This window comes from Paraburkholderia sp. A1RI-2L (assembly GCF_048957375.1).
Lineage (GTDB): Bacteria > Pseudomonadota > Gammaproteobacteria > Burkholderiales > Burkholderiaceae > Paraburkholderia.
In genome coordinates this window covers 2,119,489-2,138,506 of sequence record NZ_JARBTA010000001.1, presented here as the reverse complement: position 1 = coordinate 2,138,506, position 19,018 = coordinate 2,119,489, and the positions used below count along the sequence as shown (strand labels likewise).

The window sequence follows — 19,018 nt, the reverse complement described above, 5'->3', positions numbered from 1 at the left end:
GGAACAGCGCGCTGCCGCCCGGCAAACAGGTTAGATCAATTGTGCCTGGTGGATCGTGGCCTTGTTTGTGCGCTTGCGTACCCCAGCGGCGGCTTTCAGCCGAGTCTCCCAGACTGCCACGAGTGGCGGTGCGCGGTGGTCGCGAGACAGCCTTTCCCGCCCGGAATTGTTGGGCAACCCACCGACCGGTAATAGAAAGCCTTCTTACGATTGGTCAAGGCTAAGCGCGGCATGTGTCAAGGCGAGCGCCGACGCCGATATTCGCATGCGACGCAAAAAAGGGGGGGGCAACGCAGCACGTTGCCGGAGTCAATGAAGATATTCGTCATCAATCTCGACAGGTCCACCGACAGACTAAGCCACATGGCGGAGCAGCTCGACAGGCTGGGCTATGCCTGGGAACGGTTTCCCGCTTTGGGGCCCGCGCACATAGAAGCCATGAGTCGAACACTGGCGCTGCCATTGCTGCGCGGCAAGTGCACCGCGCCCGAAAAGGGACTCGCGCTCAGTCACTACACCATCTGGAAAAAGGTGCTGGACGAAGGCATCGATCATGCGCTCGTGCTCGAGGATGATGTTCACTTCTGCCGGGACGCAAGAATGCTTGTCGAATCCATCCAGGAGAAAATATCCCGAGGATTTTGCTACGACATCATAAAGCTGGAGACATTCCTGGCGGGGATATTCGTTGACAGGCAAGGCGTGAATTTGCCGGGTCACACGGGACTGCACCGGTTACGGAGCAATCACTCGGGCACCGCCGCCTATATCATTTCGAGAGATGGGTGCCGCAGGATGGTCGAGCGTTTTGCGCGAGCGGATCGCGCAGTGGATCTCGTCATGTTTGACGGCGATCTGGACGAAATGTCCGTGTTTCAATGGCACCCTGCGCCATGCATCCAGGACATGTTGCTAAAACATGGGGGCAAGGGGATGGCCTCTGATATCGGAGCGGCGCGATCCGAGACGGATCATCGCGCCGGCTGGCTCGAGAGATTGAAATCGCCTTTGCGCGGCGCTTATTACTGGGTTGAAACGCTGCGTGTCTGGCATAGCGGCCGAATAAAAATTCGGTCCACGTATGTCGACGGAGTTTGAATGACGGAGGCTCCCGAATTTGGCCTCTTTGATCCTCACGAACGGGCAATACCGCCCATAGGGCTCGTGGTCAGAAACCCCAGCCGCGAGCCCGTGATTTCCGCATTTCCAACCGCATCGCTCTATTGGCGGCCCGTATGGAACGTCATACCAGACTCTATGGCCTGCAACATCTGCGCTTCGTTGCCGCCTTTGCGGTGTTGGCGCACCATATCCTTGAAGAGGCTTCGGGAAGTTCGCTGACGCACGTATTCCCGAGTGTGCAGCGCGTGGGCGCGTGCGGCGTCGACATTTTCTTCGTCATCAGTGGGCTGGTGATGTGGCACACGACGCGAGGCTTTTCATCGCAAGCATCAGCGAGGCGCTTCTTCGCCCGTCGGTTTACGCGCATCATGCCGCCCTATTGGGCGTGTCTTGCCATTGTCGTTGCGCTGTCTTGCAGCGGGATCGCGTATCGGCACGTGCAGATCGGTGCCGTTGGCCTCGGCGAGTCGGTGCTATTGCTTCCCCCCACGACATCGGCTGGATTGGTGCTCGGCGTGGCGTGGACACTCGTCTATGAATTTTATTTTTACCTCATTTGTACCGCTGTGCTGTGTCTTCCGTGGCAAAGGTACCGCGTGGCGCTGATCGCCGCCCTGCTCGCGGGTGTTCCGATAGCGCTCGATCTGGCAGGGGCCACCGCACAAGGCCAGTATTACGGCAACCCGATCGTGATCGAGTTTTTGGGTGGCATCTTCCTTGGCATGGCAAGCGCGAGGCTGCCGGAATCGGGCCTGCGCTTGAAATGGATCGTGTCGATGACGTGTGTCGCGCTCTTTTGGTGGGCTGCGCTGGCCTCGCCCAGTGAAGCCACATCGGGCCTGCCGTTCTCTCTCAGATGGTGGGCCTGGGGGATTCCGGCGACGCTTCTCGTAGCCGCATTCGCGCAATCGGTCGATAGCGGCGGCAGGGCGGGGCGTGCCTTGACCGTGCTCGGAAACGCTTCCTATGTCCTCTACCTCACACACGGATTTTTCATGATCCTGTTCGCCAAGGCGATCAAATCCGGGACCTTCCACCACGCGCTCAGCCTTTACGTGGCGGCATGCTGCGTTGCAGGGATGGCGGTCATGTTCGCACTGGGTGTTCACCTGTACATCGAAAAACCGGTGCTTGCCTGGTTCGAGGGCAAGCGATCGCGAATGCGCCAACCGGTACTGACTTCGTGAAACTGAGTTGGGCGGCCGGTGTTGAACCGGCATGTTCACGGCCGATACATGGGAAAACCGTGTGCTATGTCTCGCTTGCGTAAAGTGGTGGTGGTTGCGGTCTGCGGCACGATGACCCTGGCCGGCCTCATCGCTGCACGACTGGCCGTGCCCAGTCTGCTGCGCTCGCCTTCAGCCGCCGTTGCTGTCGGGTCCGCAGAGAGTGCAGGGGCTGCGGGGGACTCTGGCAGGATACGATTTGCCGTGCTCGGGGATTCCGATAGCCAGTCCTACCATGACACGTTGATGTTGGGCGATCCTGACGCGCGAGGGGGCCCCCGGCGTGCGACCACCTGGCAGTGGACCGAGGTGCTTGGGCGACTGCGCGGCGACCAGATTGACCTGGGCAAATGGGGCGCGTGGGGAACCGGAAAATATCGCGCCTATTTCGACGAAGCCTTCGGCTTGCTTGCCCGCACGCCCCCCAAAGACGACTACCGCTACAACTTTGCAGTCAGCGGCGCGACCTGCAACCAGTTGATGGGACATCCGCTGCGCGAGGCGATCCGGCTCGTGGACTTGATGAACACGGAGCCGCAGGCCTGGCGAGGCGGCATCGTCTTGATCCGCATCGGCATCAACGATATCGGTGCGCACGGCGTACTCGACGAGTTGTCCCGTGACCGGAATGCAGCGCATCCCCGGGCTCTCGTCGACGCTTGTATCAAGGAAATCGGCGCGGCAGTCGCGTTGATCCGCGCGCACCATCCGGACACCTACATTGTGCTCGTGGGCGTACTCAGCAACGCGGACTGGTCCGCAGAGTTCGATAATTGGCAATCGGCCAGGCAAATGGCCAATATCGATGCTGGCATGGATCTATTCGATGATGGCTTGCGCAAGTTGGCCGCGGCAAATCCCCATGTCTACTTTCTTGATGATCGCGCCTGGTTCAGGAGCCTGTGGGGCACGCGCGACCCACAGGGCCGCCCGTATTACAAGACGGTGCGTCTGTCACCAGGCTGGGCAATCACCAATACGTCCGGCGACGATCCGCACAACGCCGTCGTGTCGGACAGTCATGCCGGGGTCGTCTGGAATACCCTTTGGACGCAGCACCTCGTGGCTTCCCTGAATGCCGCATTGGGTTTGCATATCAAGCCGATCACCGATGCCGAGGTCATCGCGTTTCTGCAACCGAGCTTTGCTGAAAGCGCGCAGTCAGCTTCGCGGGTGCGCGAGGAGGTGGGCGCAAGCCAGGGTGATCCGAAATGAATACAGGTGTTCGTCAGCGCACATCTGGCCGCCATGCGGGGGCGTAGCCTGAAAGCAGTGCTCTCCAACAAGCAGTGCTCCCCAACCTATGAAGGTGTGCCATGTCTGTTTTCAGCGATGGTACCGTCTCGGCGAATTCGTCACACCAACTCCGCGCCGATGAGAACATTCTTCGGGTCTGCGAGAAAGAATTCAAAAGTAATTTCAATTTGCATCCGTTCAAATTCAATCATACGTTGCACGAAAGCGGCTTGTTCGAGATCCCTCGACTCGTCGAGCTCGCCAAGCGGATGATTGACAGAAAAGATGGTCATTTCTGTGCGCTTAAGCACGGCACCATCGACAAAAAATTCAGCGCTTTGTCGCGCAGCGAGCAACTGGCCGAGACGGTTTCCCGTCTTGGCGAAAACGGCACATGGATCAAGCTCACCCGGGCGCAGGATTACGACCCCGAGTATGCGCAGGTGCTTGATGTCGTTACATCCGAACTCGAGGACCTGTCTGGCTGGCCGCTACGCAAGGATATGACCTGGGTGTCGATGACACTGCTGCTCACCTCGCCCAGGATCGCCACGCCTTTTCATATCGATCACGAGACCAACTTCCTTTTCCAGTTGCAGGGCTCGAAGGACGTCTGTCTTTTTCCTGCGACCGATCGCGAGTTGGTGCCGGAGCAGGAGATCGAGCGTTATTACAGCGGCAACTTCGAGGCGGCGCTGTATCGCCCGCAACTGCAGGATCGCGGCACGGTCTATCGGCTCTCCCCGGGGGAGGTGGTGCATCACCCCTCATTGGCGCCGCACTGGGTAAAAAACGGCGACAATATCTCGGTGAGCCTCAGCATCAACTACTGCATGAAGTCGCTCGAGCGACGTGCCCGGGTCTATCAGGCCAACTACCTTCTGCGCAAGATGGGCATCAAGCCGTTGCCGCCCGGACTTTCGCCATTGCGTGACAGCTTGAAGAGGCGGGCCATCTCGACGCTGGAGCACCGCAATCCGAAGTCCTTTTCCGATGTTGTCTACTCGCCAGTGAGCAGATTGATATCGCCGCTGAACGCGGTCCGGCGGCTGGTCAAGCGCTGAGCGCACACGCGGGCGTCGCATGCGTCGCCCGCACAGTCGCTTCTCATTTCGATCGCGCTTCGGTTCACGAACGCTTCGCGCAAATCAGCTATCGCCCGGTCTGCTGGGACACGCCACGGCGTGCCCAGCAGTCTTTATCAAGCCGCTCGGCAACCCACCGGCCTCTAGGCATTGGCGCGATTCAGGTCTGCCGTGGGAACATCCTGCTCGCCTGGAGCGTCGTCGACTGCAGGGTTGGGCCCGATTCCGCTCAGGCGCTCATGTAGTTGTTTTGCAATGACCGCGGCGCCTGCCGGGCGGAAGATCTGGTCGTGCATGCCCGGGACCGGGGTCACGACCAGAGTGCCCGTTACCACCGATCGCCATCCCAGATCCCAGGCGAACAGCCTCCCCTTGAGCGCTTGATCGCTGCGGAAGATTTGCACGTCGCCGTCATAGGGCGCTGGACGATATCGCGCCTGCTGAGCCAGCAGATACTCGATGTACCAGCGATTCTCGGCAACGAGATGCTCTGAAGCGTCGCCCTTGATCAGGCCAAGCTTCAGCGCAACGTCTGCAATGTGGAGCCAACGCACGATCCGGTACTGGTTGAGGAAGGCTGCCATGGAGGTCTCGCCGCGCATGGCCTTGCGAAAGTCGCGCGGGATGTTGTCTGCGCGCACCTGCATTTTGCGCAGCTGCCGGTCGTACCAGGGCATCGTTTCGCGATAACCCGGGCACCAGGAATCGTTGAGGATGATGAGCTCCACCGTTTCGCCCTCGCGCCGCAGCTGATGGGCCGCCTCCAGCGACATCGCGCCCAGCACGCAGTGCCCCATGAGGATATAGGGGCCTCGTGGCCGTGCGAGCCTGATGAGCCGCACGGCATCCGCTGCGATATCCTGGAAGGCCCGCTGCGGGAACTCGCGCGGGGCGCCTTCGGGCACCATCGGGATGTCGATGAGCGGCCGCTCACAGGCGAACTGCTGAGCCAGCCCGAAGAGCACGGCCGTGTTGTTGAGCGCGATGATGGGCGTTCCCGGCGCTTGCTCGTTGAACTGAACGATATTGCGCGCTTTCGCCTCCAGCTCGGCCTGACTCATGAATCCACTGGCGCCCACGCCTGCCACGGCTCCCGGCGTCCCTTTGCCAGGCACATTGACGTGAACCGGCGCCAATGGCCGTTGCGCCACGATCTCGACGGTTTCCAGCACCTCGCGCCACTTTGCGATATGGCGGTCGATCGTCTCCACATCGTAGAGATCCGTGTCGCCTTCACAGGAGATGCGCCAGCCATCCGGGCGCCGCACCATGAAAAAATTGAGGTCGTAGAGCGCGCCCGCATTGAATGAGGGCGAGGTCGTGGCGGCAAAATCGTGCCGGCGGACTTCATCGTCCATGCCGACAAAACTCTTTTGCAGAGCGAAATTGACGGAGCAAAGTGGCGGACGATCCTTTTCGGAAACTTCGCCAGCCAGCTCCATCATCTCCTCGAACGGCAAATGGAGATGTTCGATGGCTTCACTGAGCTTCGCGCCACACTGCGCGGTGACGGAGGCGAGCGTGCTGCCTTCGGGAACGTCGAGGCGAAGGATCACCGTATTGATGAGCGGGCCGACCACGCCCTCCAGCTCCTGCTGATCCCGCAGCGACATCTGGGTGCCCATGGCAACGCGGGTCTGGCCCGCCGCCGCTTGCAGCGCCATTGCAAGGCCCGCCGCCGCCACGCTGAAGAGCGTCACCCCCTGGGCCTTGGCGGCTGCTATCAGGCGCTCGCTCAGCGCGCCGGGCAGCAGCGTGGAGCGAATCACGCCCTGGAAGCGTCGCTCCTGAGGTCGGGGACGATCTCCGGGCACGTCGAAGCGGCTGAAATCCCGAAGCTCCTCGCGCCAATGGGCGCGCGCACGATCGAGCGCGCCGCTCGCCAGGAACTCTTCCTTCCATAGCGCATAGTCGCCATGGTGAAGCTCGACATCGGGCAGTTCGGGGGCGTGGCCGCCATGCAATGCGGCAAGCCCTTCCACGAGCTCGCGCACGAGGATCCCAAGCGACCAGCCGTCCATGACGAGCGAGTGGAAGGTCAGCTGCAACTCTCCCTGCGTGACCGACCTGGGCAGCCATACAGCCCGAAAGAAGGAGCGCGAGGTCAATTCGAACGGTGTGCGGGCCTGCTCCCGACCGACTCGCTCGGCTTGTGCAAGGGCGGCATTTTCCTCGATGCCCGCGAGGTCGACCACTTCGAGCTGGAAGGGCACGTCGCTCCAGACTTGCTGGCGCAGCCCTGCGCCCGTCATCAGGAAGCCGGTACGCAAGATCTCGTGCCGCGCGACCAGCTCGCCGAGCACCTGTTCGAGACTCGCGGCTTTCAGCGGCCCCGACAGCTGCAGCCGGAAGGCGATGTTCAGCGCCGAGGCGTTCGGCGATGCCCTCTGCTCATGCCAGAACCGTACCTGGCAGGCGGTTGCCGGGAAGAGGGCGTAGCCGGTCTCGAGCTCTTGAGTATCGGCGATGTTCAAGGCTATCCCGTTCATCGCTCACCCCTCGGCATGCCTGCGCTTGAAGTTGAGAATCGAAGGCCGCATCACGGCCGGAGCCTGCGTCGGCTCCTGCGCCTGCGTGCCATCGAGGCTCGCGGCCAGTTCGGCGATCGTCACGTTCTTCATGAGTTGGCGCGCATCCACGCCCAGCCCGCGTTCGTTCATTCGCGCGACGATGCGAAAGAGCTGGAGGCTGTCCGCGCCAAGGCTGAAGAACTTCTGGTCGATGTCGATGTACTGCAGGCCGAGGACATCGCGCCAGACCGCGGCGATGGCGTCCTGAGTCGGCGTCATGGCAGCGGGTTCGGCTGCTGCATTGGCCGCGGAGTCGGTCACCGGGTCGGTCACTGAATCGGCTGCTGTTTCGGCCACCAAGTCCGCCGCTGAGTCCGCCGCTGAGTCGGCCGCTGAGTCGGCCACTGAATCGGCCACTGACTCGGCCGACACAGGCTCGGAGAGTGTAGTGTCGATTGCCGCCGCTTCGCTCGGCATGGGGGAGTGCGGGACCACCTTGAGCGCGGCATGCGGCTGGCGCACGGGCGTGGCCACCATGTCCGGCGTTGGCACGGGCAGGGCTTTGCGGTCGAGCTTGCCATTGCTGGTCTGAGGCAGCGCGTCGAGCGTCATCCACAAGGTGGGCACCATGTAGGCAGGCAACTGCGCGCCAACATGCGCCGCTACCGCCGCGTGGTCGGCCTTCCCGGAGCTCGCATCGACAAGGTAGCCCACGAGGCGGGCATTGCCGCTGACCGTATGCAGCGCGACGGCCGCCGCGGCAACACCCGGCGCCTGACGCAAGGCCGCCTCGATCTCCTCGATCTCGATCCGGAATCCCCGCAGCTTGATTTGCTGATCGCGACGGCCGAGGTGCTGCAGTGAGCCGTCGGCGAGCCGCTTGGCGAGATCGCCGGTGCGGTAGAGCCGGCGCGGCGCGGCGCCTTCGATCGCGACCGACTTGAAGGCGGCGTCGGTGAGATCGGGGCGGTTGAAGTACCCCTTCGCCAGGCCCGCACCGCCAATCCACAGTTCGCCGCTCACGCCTTGCGGCGCCAGATGCAGGTCGTCGGTCAGCACATGCAGTTCCGTATTGGCGAGCGGAGCGCCGATCACCACAGGTCCGTTCGCGTCCACTCGAGAAGCCGAAGACCAGATTGTCGTCTCGGTCGGGCCGTAGAGGTTCCACACCTGAGCGCCGGTTGCGAGCAGCGCGTCGGCGAGATCGCGTGGCAACGGCTCACCGCCGCAAAGGATCTTGAAGCCCTTCGGTGCCTTGAAGCCCGCCTCCAGCAGCATGCGCCAAAGTGTTGGCGTCGCCTGCAAGACGGTGGCGGCTTCCTCTTTTAGCCGCGTCACCAGCTCGTAGCCGGTGCGCACCTCTGCATGGCCGGCGATGAAGGTTTGCCCACCCACGATGAGCGGCAGGAATAGTTCGAGCCCCGAAATATCGAAGGAGAACGTGGTGACCGCGACGATGCTGTCCCTCGCCGTGAAGCCGGGGGCTTGCGCCATCGACAACAGGAAGTTGCTCAGCGCGCGATGGCCAATCTCTACGCCCTTGGGTTGCCCGGTCGAGCCCGAAGTGAAGATCACGTAGGCCGAATGCGCATCGGACACGACGGGCAAAGGCACGGCTTCGTCATCGCTTTGCTCGAGGAGGGCCTCGAGATTCAGCACGCGATGTGCGCCCGCTTCGAGCGCGAGGCGACTGATTTGATCGCTGAGGATGGCGGCGGGCTCAGCGCCGTCGAGGATCTGGCGCACGCGTGCAGGCGGCATCGTCATGTCGAGGGGCACATAGGCACAACCGGCTCGCCACACGCCAATCATGGCGGCCACGGTCAACGCCGTCCGGTCCATCGCGATGGCGACGCGTGAGTGCGGCGCGATGTTCGCCGCCACGAGCCGGCGCGCGATCTGGTTCGCGAGTGCGTCGAGATCGCCATAGGACAGGCTTGCAGTTTCGTCAGATACGGCGGTCGTATCGGGCGTCTGGCGGCCCTGCGTGGCGATCATCGCCGGGACCGTCTGCGACAAATCGAAGCCGCACAGGGAAGCGTTCAGCTCGTCGCGAAGATGGTGGATCTCTTCTTCGCGCAAGAGCGGCAATGCGGCGACCGGCGTTTCGGGATCGCGCGCGATCGCGCCCAGCAAGGTCTCGTAGTGGCCAAGCCAGCGCTGGATCGTCGACTCGTCATAGATGTCGGTGTTGAAATCGCAGTCCAGACGCAGGCCGTGCGCCGATTCGATCACGTTCAGGAACAGATCGAAGTTGCTGTAGGCCTTCGCGTTCGGCGTAAAGCGCGTCGTCACGCCGGCCATGTCGAGCTCGCCGTCGACCTTCTCCAGGTTGAACTGCAGATCGGTGAGCGGAAGGCGGTTGAAATCGCGCTTGATGCCGAGGTCGCGCACCAGCGCGCCATAGGTGTAGTTCTGCCGGTCACCCGCGTCGTAGAGATGGTCGCGCACGGCCTTCATGTGCGTGGCGAAAGGCTTGTCGCGCTCGAACCTCACGCGCAAGGGCAGGAAGTTCACGCAGTGCCCGACCAGCAGCGCTTCGCCGGCTTGAGACTGGCCCGCCATGGGCGCAGCGATGACGACATCGTCATTGCCGGACAGCCTGCCAAACAGCACCTGGGCCGCGCCGAACAGGGCGGCGAAGAGCGAGCAGCCTTGCTTCGAGGCAGCGGTCTTGACCTGCTTGAGCAGATCGGCACCGAGATGGCGTGTGGTCGATGCGCCGTTAAAGCTCTTGAGCGCCGGGCGCGGGCGGTCGCCGGGCAGTTCGGGCTGCGGTGCCGGGTCGCGATGGAGATTCAACCAGAATTCACGCGTTTGTCCATCGACGCCGGCCTCGTCCTGTGCCTTGGCGAAGGCGAGGAAGCTCTGCACTTCGTCGAGTTGCGGCTGCGTGCCCCACACTTCGGCTGCGTAGAGGGCAGCCAGGTCGCGCAGGATGATATTGATCGACCATCCGTCACAGACAATGTGATGGGCCGTGAACACGAAGGCCCACTTCTGGGCTTCAAGGCGCACGAGCGCGGCGCGCGCGAGCGGCGCGCGGGTGAGATCGAAGACTTCGCGCGCTTCCGCATCGACAATCTCCGCGAGTTCGCCTGCCGCATCGGCGTGGCCCAGGAGATCGATGAGCACGAGCGGAACGGTTGTGGCCGCATCCGCGTACATCGTGGTCCCGATGCGCGAGAAGTGCGCGCGCAACGCATCGTGGCGCGCAACGGTCGCATTGAAGGCGCGCTCGAAAGCGGCCTCGTTCAGCTTGCCCGTGAGTTCGAGCGTGAATGACTCGTTGAACACGAGCGATGCTTCGTGACCCTGCTGAGCCGACATCCAGATTTCTTTCTGGGGCTCGGTGAGCGGCGATTGCACGAGCGGCTCGCGTTCGGCCGGCTGCGTGCCAGCGAGGGCTTGCGTCGTTCCGCCGAGAATGCCCACGGCCTGGAGCGCCGCGAGGGTTTCGATGAAGGCGTCACCAATCCTGCGGATGTCCTCATCCGAATGGCTCGTGGTCAAAAAGCACGGGAAGCCTTCCATGATGTGGATGCCGAGGTAGCGCATATAGGCAAAGAACAGACTGCCCAGGCGGTCCTCGCCCGCAAAGTTGATATAGAACCAGCTCGAGAAGCATTCCGCCCGCGTGGCGATGCCGACTTTCTCCAGATGGGCATTGATACGCTGCACGAGGCCGTCCATGCGCGCGCCAAGCGTTGCCTGCAGCGCCGGGCCCGCCTCCTTCAGATGCAGCAGCACGGCTTTCATCGCCGCCAGGACGAGGGGATGACGCACGAACGTGCCGGCGAAGAAGGTGGGCGGGACTTCGGGCACCGATGCATCGCCGAATTGCCACTGGCCGCCGTCTAGCGCGTCCATGAATTGCGCGCTGCCGGCGAGCACCCCGACGGGCAGGCCGCCGCCGACTACCTTGCCATAGGTCGCCATGTCGCCCTTGATGCCCCAGTAGCCTTGCATGCCGGCCGGATGGACGCGAAAGCCGGTCACGACCTCGTCGAAGATCAGGGCGGAGTCGTTGGCCGCCGTGAGCTCGCGCAGTTGCTGCACGAAGTCCCTCGGCCGCAGGTTGGGGTGGCGCGATTGCACGGGCTCGATCAGGACAGCGGCGATGTCGTCGATGTTGGCTTTGATCCACTCGAGGCTTTCGGGCCTCGCGTAGGGCAGCACGAGCATATTGCCCACGGAGCTCTGCGGGATGCCCGGCGCGACCGGGAACGCACGCGGCTGGCCCGCTTCGCTGCCTGGCTTGACGAGGACTTCATCGAACTGGCCGTGATAGTCGCCGTCGAAGCAGACGACCTTGTCCTTGCCGGTCACCGTGCGTGCGAGACGCATTGCTGCCATCACGGCCTCGGAACCGGTATTGCAGAACGTGACGCGCTGATGCCCGGTCATTTCGGCGAACATCTGGGCGACTTCGCCCGCAAGCGGGGACTGCGGGCCGATGGCGAAGCCCTCGGCCATCTGGGCGTTGACCGCTTCCACCACGAAATCCGGCGTATGGCCAAACGCGGTTTGACCATAGCCGTTGACCAGATCGATATATTCATTGCCGTCGACGTCCCAGATCTTCGAGCCCTTCGAGCGCTGGGCGACGATGGGATAGACGAGCTCCTTCCATTCCTCGCGAAAGCCACTGGCAGTGCGCGGGTCAGCAAGCACAGCGCGATAAGACTGGGTGCGCGCCTTGGAGGTGAGCGTCTTCGCCGAGTAGCGCGCCGCCAGATCCGCGACGAACGCCGTCTGGGCAGCGGTCATCTGCGCCGAGCTGGTTGCGCCGGGCTTGTACGCGTTAAAGCGCGATGGCCGGCTCTCGTCGAACTTGATCTCGGGGCTGGTGGCGCGCGAGGCGGCGTCGTGCACCGGCGCCGCAGGTGCGGCTGCGAGCTGGATTGGCGCCGCAGACGGGGCGGGTGCCGCCGCCGAGGGTTGCTGGAGCGCGAGCGGCGTCCCTTGAAGCATCTCGAGCTGACGCGCCATCAGGGACTGCATCGCAGCGAGCTGGTCGCGGATGACCGCGTGGAGGTCGCCCGCCGCCGGCACGCCGGCCAATTGCGTGGCAACGATGGAAGCTGCCGGTGCCGCAGCGGCAGGCGGCGCGCTCGCGGCGGCCGTTGCGGCAGCGGCGGGTGCAGCGGAGGATGCAGCGGCGGGCGCAGCGGCCGTGACGGGCGCGACCGGCTGCTCGGGATCGGGCGGCAAAGCGCCATCGAGGAACGCCGCCAGGGCAGGCAGCGTGGGATAGTCGCTCATGATTTGCCGGAAGCTGATCGTGACATCGTAGCGGCGGCGAAGCTGGCGGGAGACTTGCCCCATGAAGAGCGAGTCGTAACCGAGATCCCAGAAGGTCACATCCGGGTTGGACGTATCCGGCGCCTCGCCGGACATCTCGGCAAGAAGCGATGCCAGTTCGGCGACGAGACGCGGTTTGCGGTCGATTGGGGCGGTTTGGGCCATGGCGGTCTGGGCGATGTCGGTGATGGCGGCGGACGAGGCCGGCGCGGCTATTGGCGCGGCTTCCGCAGTCGGTTGAAGGGCAATGGCAGCTGCGGTGGTCGCTGCGCTCGCGGTTGCGCAAGCAGGTGCAGGCGCAACGGCCGACCGAACTGCCGATCCAGCTGCAGACCCGGCTCCGGGCGCTTCAATCCAATGCCGTTCGGGTTCGAAGGGGTAAGTCGGCAGCACGATGCGGCGCGCACCTTCGGTCTGGACGGTTTTCCAGATCGGCGTGACGCCGTTGATCCACAGCCGCCCGGTCGCATCGGCGAGGACGGCAAGTTCCCGGTCGCGCATGGCGAAATCAGGCAGGGAGGCAACCGCGGCGAGATAGCGGTCCTTCGACAACCCTTGCATGGCGAAGGTCGTCAGCGTCCGGCCGGGGCCGATTTCGAGCAGAAGCGGCTTGCCTTCTGCCGTCGCGGTGGTGAGCGCATCGCCAAAGCGCACGACGTCCCGGCAATGGCTGGCCCAGTAACGTCCCGACACGGGCTGATCCATGGCCGCCCACTGCCCGGTCACCGAGGATACATACGGGGTCTTTGGCGGTGCGAAAGACAGGCTGTCGGCGACCGTCGCAAGCGCTTCGACGACGCCGGACATCATGCGCGAGTGGAAGGCATGCGAGGTGTGCAGGCGTCGATGCTCGATGTCGCTCGCCTTGAGCGTGGCCTCGAAGGCCTCGATGGCCGCGAAGGGGCCGGCCACGACGCTGAGCGTCGGCGCATTGATGGCGGCCAGATCGACATCGGCGGGCAGAAGCGGCCGCAATTCGGCTTCCGAAAGGCGCACGACGAGCATCGCGCCCGGTTCGGCCGACTGCATGAGCGCGCCACGCCTGGCAATCAGGTACAGCGCGTCGTCGAAGGCGATCGCCTCGGCCACGCAGGCCGCGACCAGTTCGCCGATGCTATGGCCAATCATGGCCGCCGGCTTGATGCCGCGCGAGATCCACAGTTGCGCCAGCGCGTATTCGACGAGGAACAGCGCCGGCTGCGCGTAGATTGTCGAACGGATGGGGTGCGCGGCGTCGTCCCCCTGGGCCGCATCGCTGAACATCAGTGTGCGGATGTCCAGCCCCAGGTGCGGCATCAGCGCCTGGGCGCCCTTGTCGATCCACTGGCGATAGACCGGCTCGGTGCGATAGAGCGCTTCTCCCATGCCAGGATACTGGGCGCCCTGGCCGGGAAACATAAAGACCACCGCTGGCGGGGTCTGAGGCGCCTGGGCTTCGATGGCACCCTTCTGAAGCTTCGCCTGTGCCTGATCGAGGCTGTCGGCGATGACCACGGCGCGGTGGGTAAAGGCACGGCGACCCGTTTGGAGCGTCGCGGCCACGTCTGCGAGCGAGAGCGCGGGATGGGCCGCCAGATGGCCGGCGAGCCTTGCCTTCGCGCGATCGAGCGCAGGTGCGCTGCGCGCGGAAAGCGGCAAGATCTGGAGCCCTTCTTCCGCCTCGCACGCGCTGGCACGGCATGGCGCTTCTTCAAGCACTACGTGGACGTTCGTGCCGCCGACGCCGAACGAACTCACGCCGGCGCGGCGCGGTGTGGGCCCTTGCGCCCATGGACGTGCCGCCGTGTTGAAGAAGAAGGGACTGTTGGCTGCATCGATGGCCGGATTGGGCGAGCGAAAATGCGTGAGCGGCGGCAGGGTATGGTGGCGCAGGGCGAGTGCCGCCGATATGAAACCCGTTACGCCAGCCGCCGCGTCGAGATGTCCGACATTGGCTTTGGCCGAGCCGAGCGCGCAGAACTGGCCGCCCTCGACGCCGCCGAGGCGGAATGCCTGGACGAGGCCGGCGAACTCAATCGGGTCTCCTAATGGTGTCGCCGTGCCATGAGTTTCGATATAGCCAACGGACGCCGGATCGATACCGGCCTCCGCGTGGGCGATGGCAATGGCGCGGGCCTGCGCATCGACACTGGGTGCCGTGAAGCCTACCTTGTCGGAGCCGTCGTTGTTGATGCCGACGCCACGGATCACGGCATAGATTGGATCCTCGTCGGCGATGGCGTCGTCAAGCCGCTTGAGCAAGACGACGCCGGCGCCGCTGCCGAACACCGTGCCCCTGGCATCGGCATCGAACGGGCGGCAAATGCCATCGGGCGCGCCCATTCCGCCTTCCTCGTAGAAGTAGCCGCGCTTTTGCGGGAAGGTGATCGACACGCCGCCAGCCAGCGCCATTTCGCAGCGGCCCGCGCGAAGGTTCTCGACGGCGAGGCCAATCGCTGTCATCGAGGTCGAGCATGCCGTCTGTACCGAGATAGCGGGGCCGGTCAGGCCCAGCTTGTAGGCGGTGCGCGTGGCGACAAAATCGCCGGCGCCGACGAGCTTTTGATACTCGCCGATCTGAAACTGGCTCGTGAATTCGTCGATGACCGCGCGGTCGGACAAGACGTGCTTGAGGAAGTAGGTGTTCATCGAGGTGCCGGCGAACACCCCGACGGCGCCAGCAATCGTCGCTGGATCGTATCCGGCGTCTTCGAACGCCTCCCAGGCAATCTCGAGAAAGAGCCGTTGTTGCGGGTCGGTGAGTGCCGCTTCGCGCGCGAGCATTCCAAAGAAGCCGGCGTCGAAGCGGTCGACGTCCGGAAGAATCGGCCGCGCTTTCACATAACTTTCTTCGCGCCTCGCGCCCTCGTCGAAACTGTCTTCCAGCTCCGCCACGTCGAAATGCGTGACGCAGTCGCGCCCCGCGAGGATATTGCCCCAAAGCTCCGAGACGTTTTGCGCCCCGGGAAAGCGTCCCGCCATGCCGATCACGGCGATCGCCCCGCCATGCGTGTCACCGCGGGGCTGGACTGCGAGACCGTTGGCGTTGTCGAGCGTGGCGCGCATATGGGCGGCCAGCGCGTCAACATTCGGATGACGAAACAGGTCTACCAGTGCGATCGTTGACGCTACGTCGCGCATGATGATGGCGTGCGCGCGCATCAGGTCGAGCGAGCGCAGCCCAAGGTCGAAGAAGTTCGCGCGGCGATCGACGGGTTTGCCGAGAAGACTCTCGAAAACCGCCGCGAGCTTGTCGGCGATATCGTCATTGACCGGCTGCGGCCCGGCCGGTGATTCGGCTTGCGTATCAAGTCCCGCAAGCAGGGCTTTGCGATCGATCTTGCCGTTCGGTGTCAAGGGAAAGGCCGCGAGGACGCGCAGTTCCGCCGGCACCATGTAGTCGGGCAATGCCGTCTTGAGATGGGCGCGCAAGCCGCTCAGGAAGACGGCACCCTCGGCACCCTCGGCGACATCGGCCACGTCGGCCTTCACGAAGCCGGCGATGGACTTGCCCGTGCGGCCTTCGAATGCCGCCACGGCGGCGTCGGCCACGCCGGGCGCCACGCGCAATGCGTGTTCGATTTCGTCTAGCTCGATGCGTTTGCCGGCGATCTTGATCTGCCGGTCGTTGCGTCCCAGGAAAGCAATGGCACCGTCCGGGCGCTGGCGGACCAGGTCGCCGGTACGGTAGAGTTTGGCGCCGGGGTTGAAAACGTCGTCGACGAATTTTTCCGCAGTCAGTTCCGGGCGATTGAGGTAGCCAAGCGCAACGCCGTCACCGCCCGTGACGAGCTCACCGACTTCTCCCTCCTCAACAGGCTCAAGCTTGTCGTCCACGATGTAGACGCGCGTGCCTGCGATGGCCTCGCCGATGGGAATGGCCTCGCCATGGGCCAGGGCCTCGCCGTCGCGCGGAATGCGGTAGCAGCACGTGAAGGTCGTGTTTTCGGTCGGACCGTAGCCGTTGATGATCTGCAGCCCCGCGTGCGCCTGCATGACCTTGCGCACATGGACGGGCGAGAGCACGTCTCCGCCGGTGAGCACTTCCTTGAGTGGCTGGAAGGCTTCCAGCTGATAGTCGGCGAGCGCATTGAAAAGGCCGGCTGTGAACCAGGCGCTCGTGACGCCGAGCCGCGCCATTTCGGCGGCGATCGTGTCGAGCGAGGGCTGAACCTCGTTGATGATGGCGGCGCAGCCGCCGTTGAGAAGCGGACCCCAGATTTCCAGTGTGCTTGCATCGAAGGCGAGCGGCGCGAGGTTGAGAAAGCGGGTGCGCGACGAGAGCTCAGTGAAAGACTGATCGTGCACCAGGCGCAAAATCGCGCGGTGCGGCACGATCACACCCTTCGGCTTGCCGGTCGAGCCGGAGGTGTACATGATGTAGGCAGGATCGTCTCCACCGCAGGCCCGGAGCGTGGCGGGTTCGGCAGCCTCCGATGACGCTACGATATCCGCGAGATCGATTAGTACTCCATCGAGCCCGCCAACGTCTGCGAGAGCCGCGCCTTCGGCAACGATAAGCTTGGGCGAGCAATCTGAAACGATGAAATCGAGCTGCGCCCTGGGATAGGCCGGATCGAGCGGCACATAGACGGCTCCAAGACGCAGGATCGCGAGCATCAAAGCCAGCGTGTCCCGACTGCGCGGAACCATGATGGCGCAGCGCTCGCCTCGTTCGAGTCCCTGGCGGCTCAGGATGGTGGCAAGGCGGGCCGAACGCCCGGCGAGTGTGGCATAGCTTTCTTCGCCTGTTGCGTCGATCACGGCGAGATGATCGGCATACTCAGCACATATGGCATCGAAGCGTGCTGCCAGGCAAGGTCCGCGATCGGTTTCGCCCGGCAGGGCGCCTGACAATCCATCTCTATGTGACATTTGCCGCTCTCCAATGATGGTGATGAGGGGCCTTGCAATGAGTCACGTCTCGCGATGCGAGCGCTATTCGCACACCGATCGGCGGCCGGTCACGCTGGTGCAAGCAGCACGAGGCGATGCGCGTCTGATCCGTGTCTCAAGCGCGGCATGTGCTGTAAGTCAAATTTAATCTTCTTGCGGGTTACCGATCCGTTCGCCTTCGTACATACATTGCGATGCAACAATCACTACACCAAGGTGCCGACGAGGCATGGTCCCGCGTGCCGCTAATGCGAGCCGGCAACGGAATCGAAGAGATAGTGGCCGCACCAGGCCCAGAACAATGCAACGTCAGCGTGGCGAAGACGCACGAACCCGATGTATGGCTTGCAGGACCTGCCACGTCGGGGCGGGCCGCGTCTCGCACAGCCATGCGCCCCATGCGCTGTGCTCATCCAGCGTTCCGATCCGTCAATCCACTCGGTGTCATGGCCGGTTGTCCTGTAAATCGCTTCGACAGGAAAGCGCGCACGGGCTCCTCGACGTATCGCGTCACGATGATTGCGCTCACGAGCGTGACTGCGCATGTGACGAGTGCCGGAACGATCACCGATCCGTTGGGCATGCCGACAAGCATGTATACGGCTCGGCCGATCGGAAAATGCAGGAGATAAATCGGGTAGGAGAGCCAGCCGAGAAACCGCGCGATTTTCGCTTCGAACACGCCCGCACAGGCGAGATTGGCGCCGACCATCACCAGGCAGGGTGCAACGCAGAAAATGGCGAACACCGGGTACATGCCGCGAAGCGACAGCGGAAACATGAACAGGAGCAGTGCCGCGACATACAAGCCGTATGAATTGCGAAGCACTTGTTTCAGTCCATCTATGACGCGGAGATCGACGCCGGAGATTTTTGTCTTATGGAGCAGGACGCCAATCGTGAAGCCGAATATTACGCGATAGAATCCGCCATCGATTCCGCTGCCAACCGAACCATCCTCGAGATCGACGATTGAGTGCCCATGAATCTCGAAACTGGTAAGGATACCTGATATTAGAAGCATGAGGCCGCTCGCGAAGATGATCTTGAGCATTGCGGGCCTGCCCAGCCGGACGATGAACACGAACGCAATGCTTGCCACCATTTCAAAGAAAAGCGACCACGCGGGGGGATTGGTCGGGAATATTTCGCCGACCGTGAGATAGGCTGCGCTATCGGCGCCCGCCGTCGCCATGTTCGCGGTGCCGTAATGGGCAATGTACGGCGTGAAGAACAGGTTGGAGATGGTTCCAGAGATGATGCTGCGCATCGGATAGTTCGATATGCCGAGCGTTCCTGCCTCGATCAACACGGGCAAGCCCAGCAGCAACGAAATCACGAGCATGGGATAGAGTCGGATAATGCGTCTTTTTACATATTCATATGCCGTCATGCCGCCGAGGAGCCGTGCGCGATAAGAGTGAGCAATGACAAAGCCGCTCAGCATGAAGAAGAGATCGACCGCCGCGTACGCGTTCTTGAATATGGCGCCCTGGGTAATATGCAGCAGCATCACTGCAATGGCGGCGACGCCTCTCAAACCGTCGAGGGCATCGTATCTGCTGTTGCTCGGAGCCATCACACCCCCTGTCGTCCGGGACCCACAACCCCAAGGCAGCCGCCTCACACTCTGGCCTTAGCTGTCAGTGAGTCTAGCGGC

7 protein-coding genes are annotated in these 19,018 nt (G+C 63.2%); 4 read left to right on the top strand and 3 right to left on the bottom strand.

Annotated elements, in window-relative coordinates:
* Positions 1-312: 312 nt before the first annotated feature.
* The 4 genes from PWP93_RS09815 to PWP93_RS09800 all read left to right on the top strand — a co-directional run bounded on the left by PWP93_RS09815 (position 313) and on the right by PWP93_RS09800 (position 4,648).
* Positions 313-1,098 carry a glycosyltransferase family 25 protein gene (locus PWP93_RS09815; RefSeq protein ID WP_421044345.1) on the top strand — a complete coding sequence of 262 codons (786 nt, stop codon included), beginning with the start codon at positions 313-315 and terminating at the stop codon, positions 1,096-1,098.
* A gap of 137 nt (positions 1,099-1,235) precedes the next feature.
* Positions 1,236-2,309: an acyltransferase family protein gene (locus PWP93_RS09810; RefSeq protein WP_421044344.1), complete on the top strand. Its 1,074-nt coding sequence runs from the start codon at positions 1,236-1,238 to the stop codon at positions 2,307-2,309.
* A gap of 66 nt (positions 2,310-2,375) precedes the next feature.
* The gene (locus PWP93_RS09805) at positions 2,376-3,563 is read left to right on the top strand and encodes a GDSL-type esterase/lipase family protein (protein WP_421044343.1); all 1,188 of its coding nucleotides are present in this window, start codon (positions 2,376-2,378) and stop codon (positions 3,561-3,563) included.
* Between the two features lie 101 nt (positions 3,564-3,664).
* Positions 3,665-4,648 (top strand): cupin-like domain-containing protein, encoded by a 984-nt coding sequence (locus tag PWP93_RS09800; protein WP_421044342.1) that lies wholly within the window; start codon positions 3,665-3,667, stop codon positions 4,646-4,648.
* 164 nt (positions 4,649-4,812) lie between these two features.
* Here PWP93_RS09800 and PWP93_RS09795 read toward each other — a convergent pair whose 3' ends face one another.
* From PWP93_RS09795 to PWP93_RS09785, 3 genes are all read right to left on the bottom strand, one after another.
* A complete protein-coding gene (locus PWP93_RS09795) occupies positions 4,813-7,143 on the bottom strand; it encodes a condensation domain-containing protein (RefSeq protein WP_421044341.1) in 2,331 nt (776 codons plus the stop codon).
* Positions 7,144-7,161: 18 nt separating this feature from the next.
* Positions 7,162-17,337 carry an amino acid adenylation domain-containing protein gene (locus PWP93_RS09790; RefSeq protein WP_421044340.1) on the bottom strand — a complete coding sequence of 3,392 codons (10,176 nt, stop codon included), beginning with the start codon at positions 17,335-17,337 and terminating at the stop codon, positions 7,162-7,164.
* Positions 17,338-17,767: 430 nt separating this feature from the next.
* Positions 17,768-18,937, bottom strand: a complete 1,170-nt coding sequence (locus PWP93_RS09785) for an acyltransferase family protein (protein ID WP_421044339.1) — start codon at positions 18,935-18,937, stop codon at positions 17,768-17,770.
* Between the last annotated feature and the right edge of the window lie 81 nt (positions 18,938-19,018).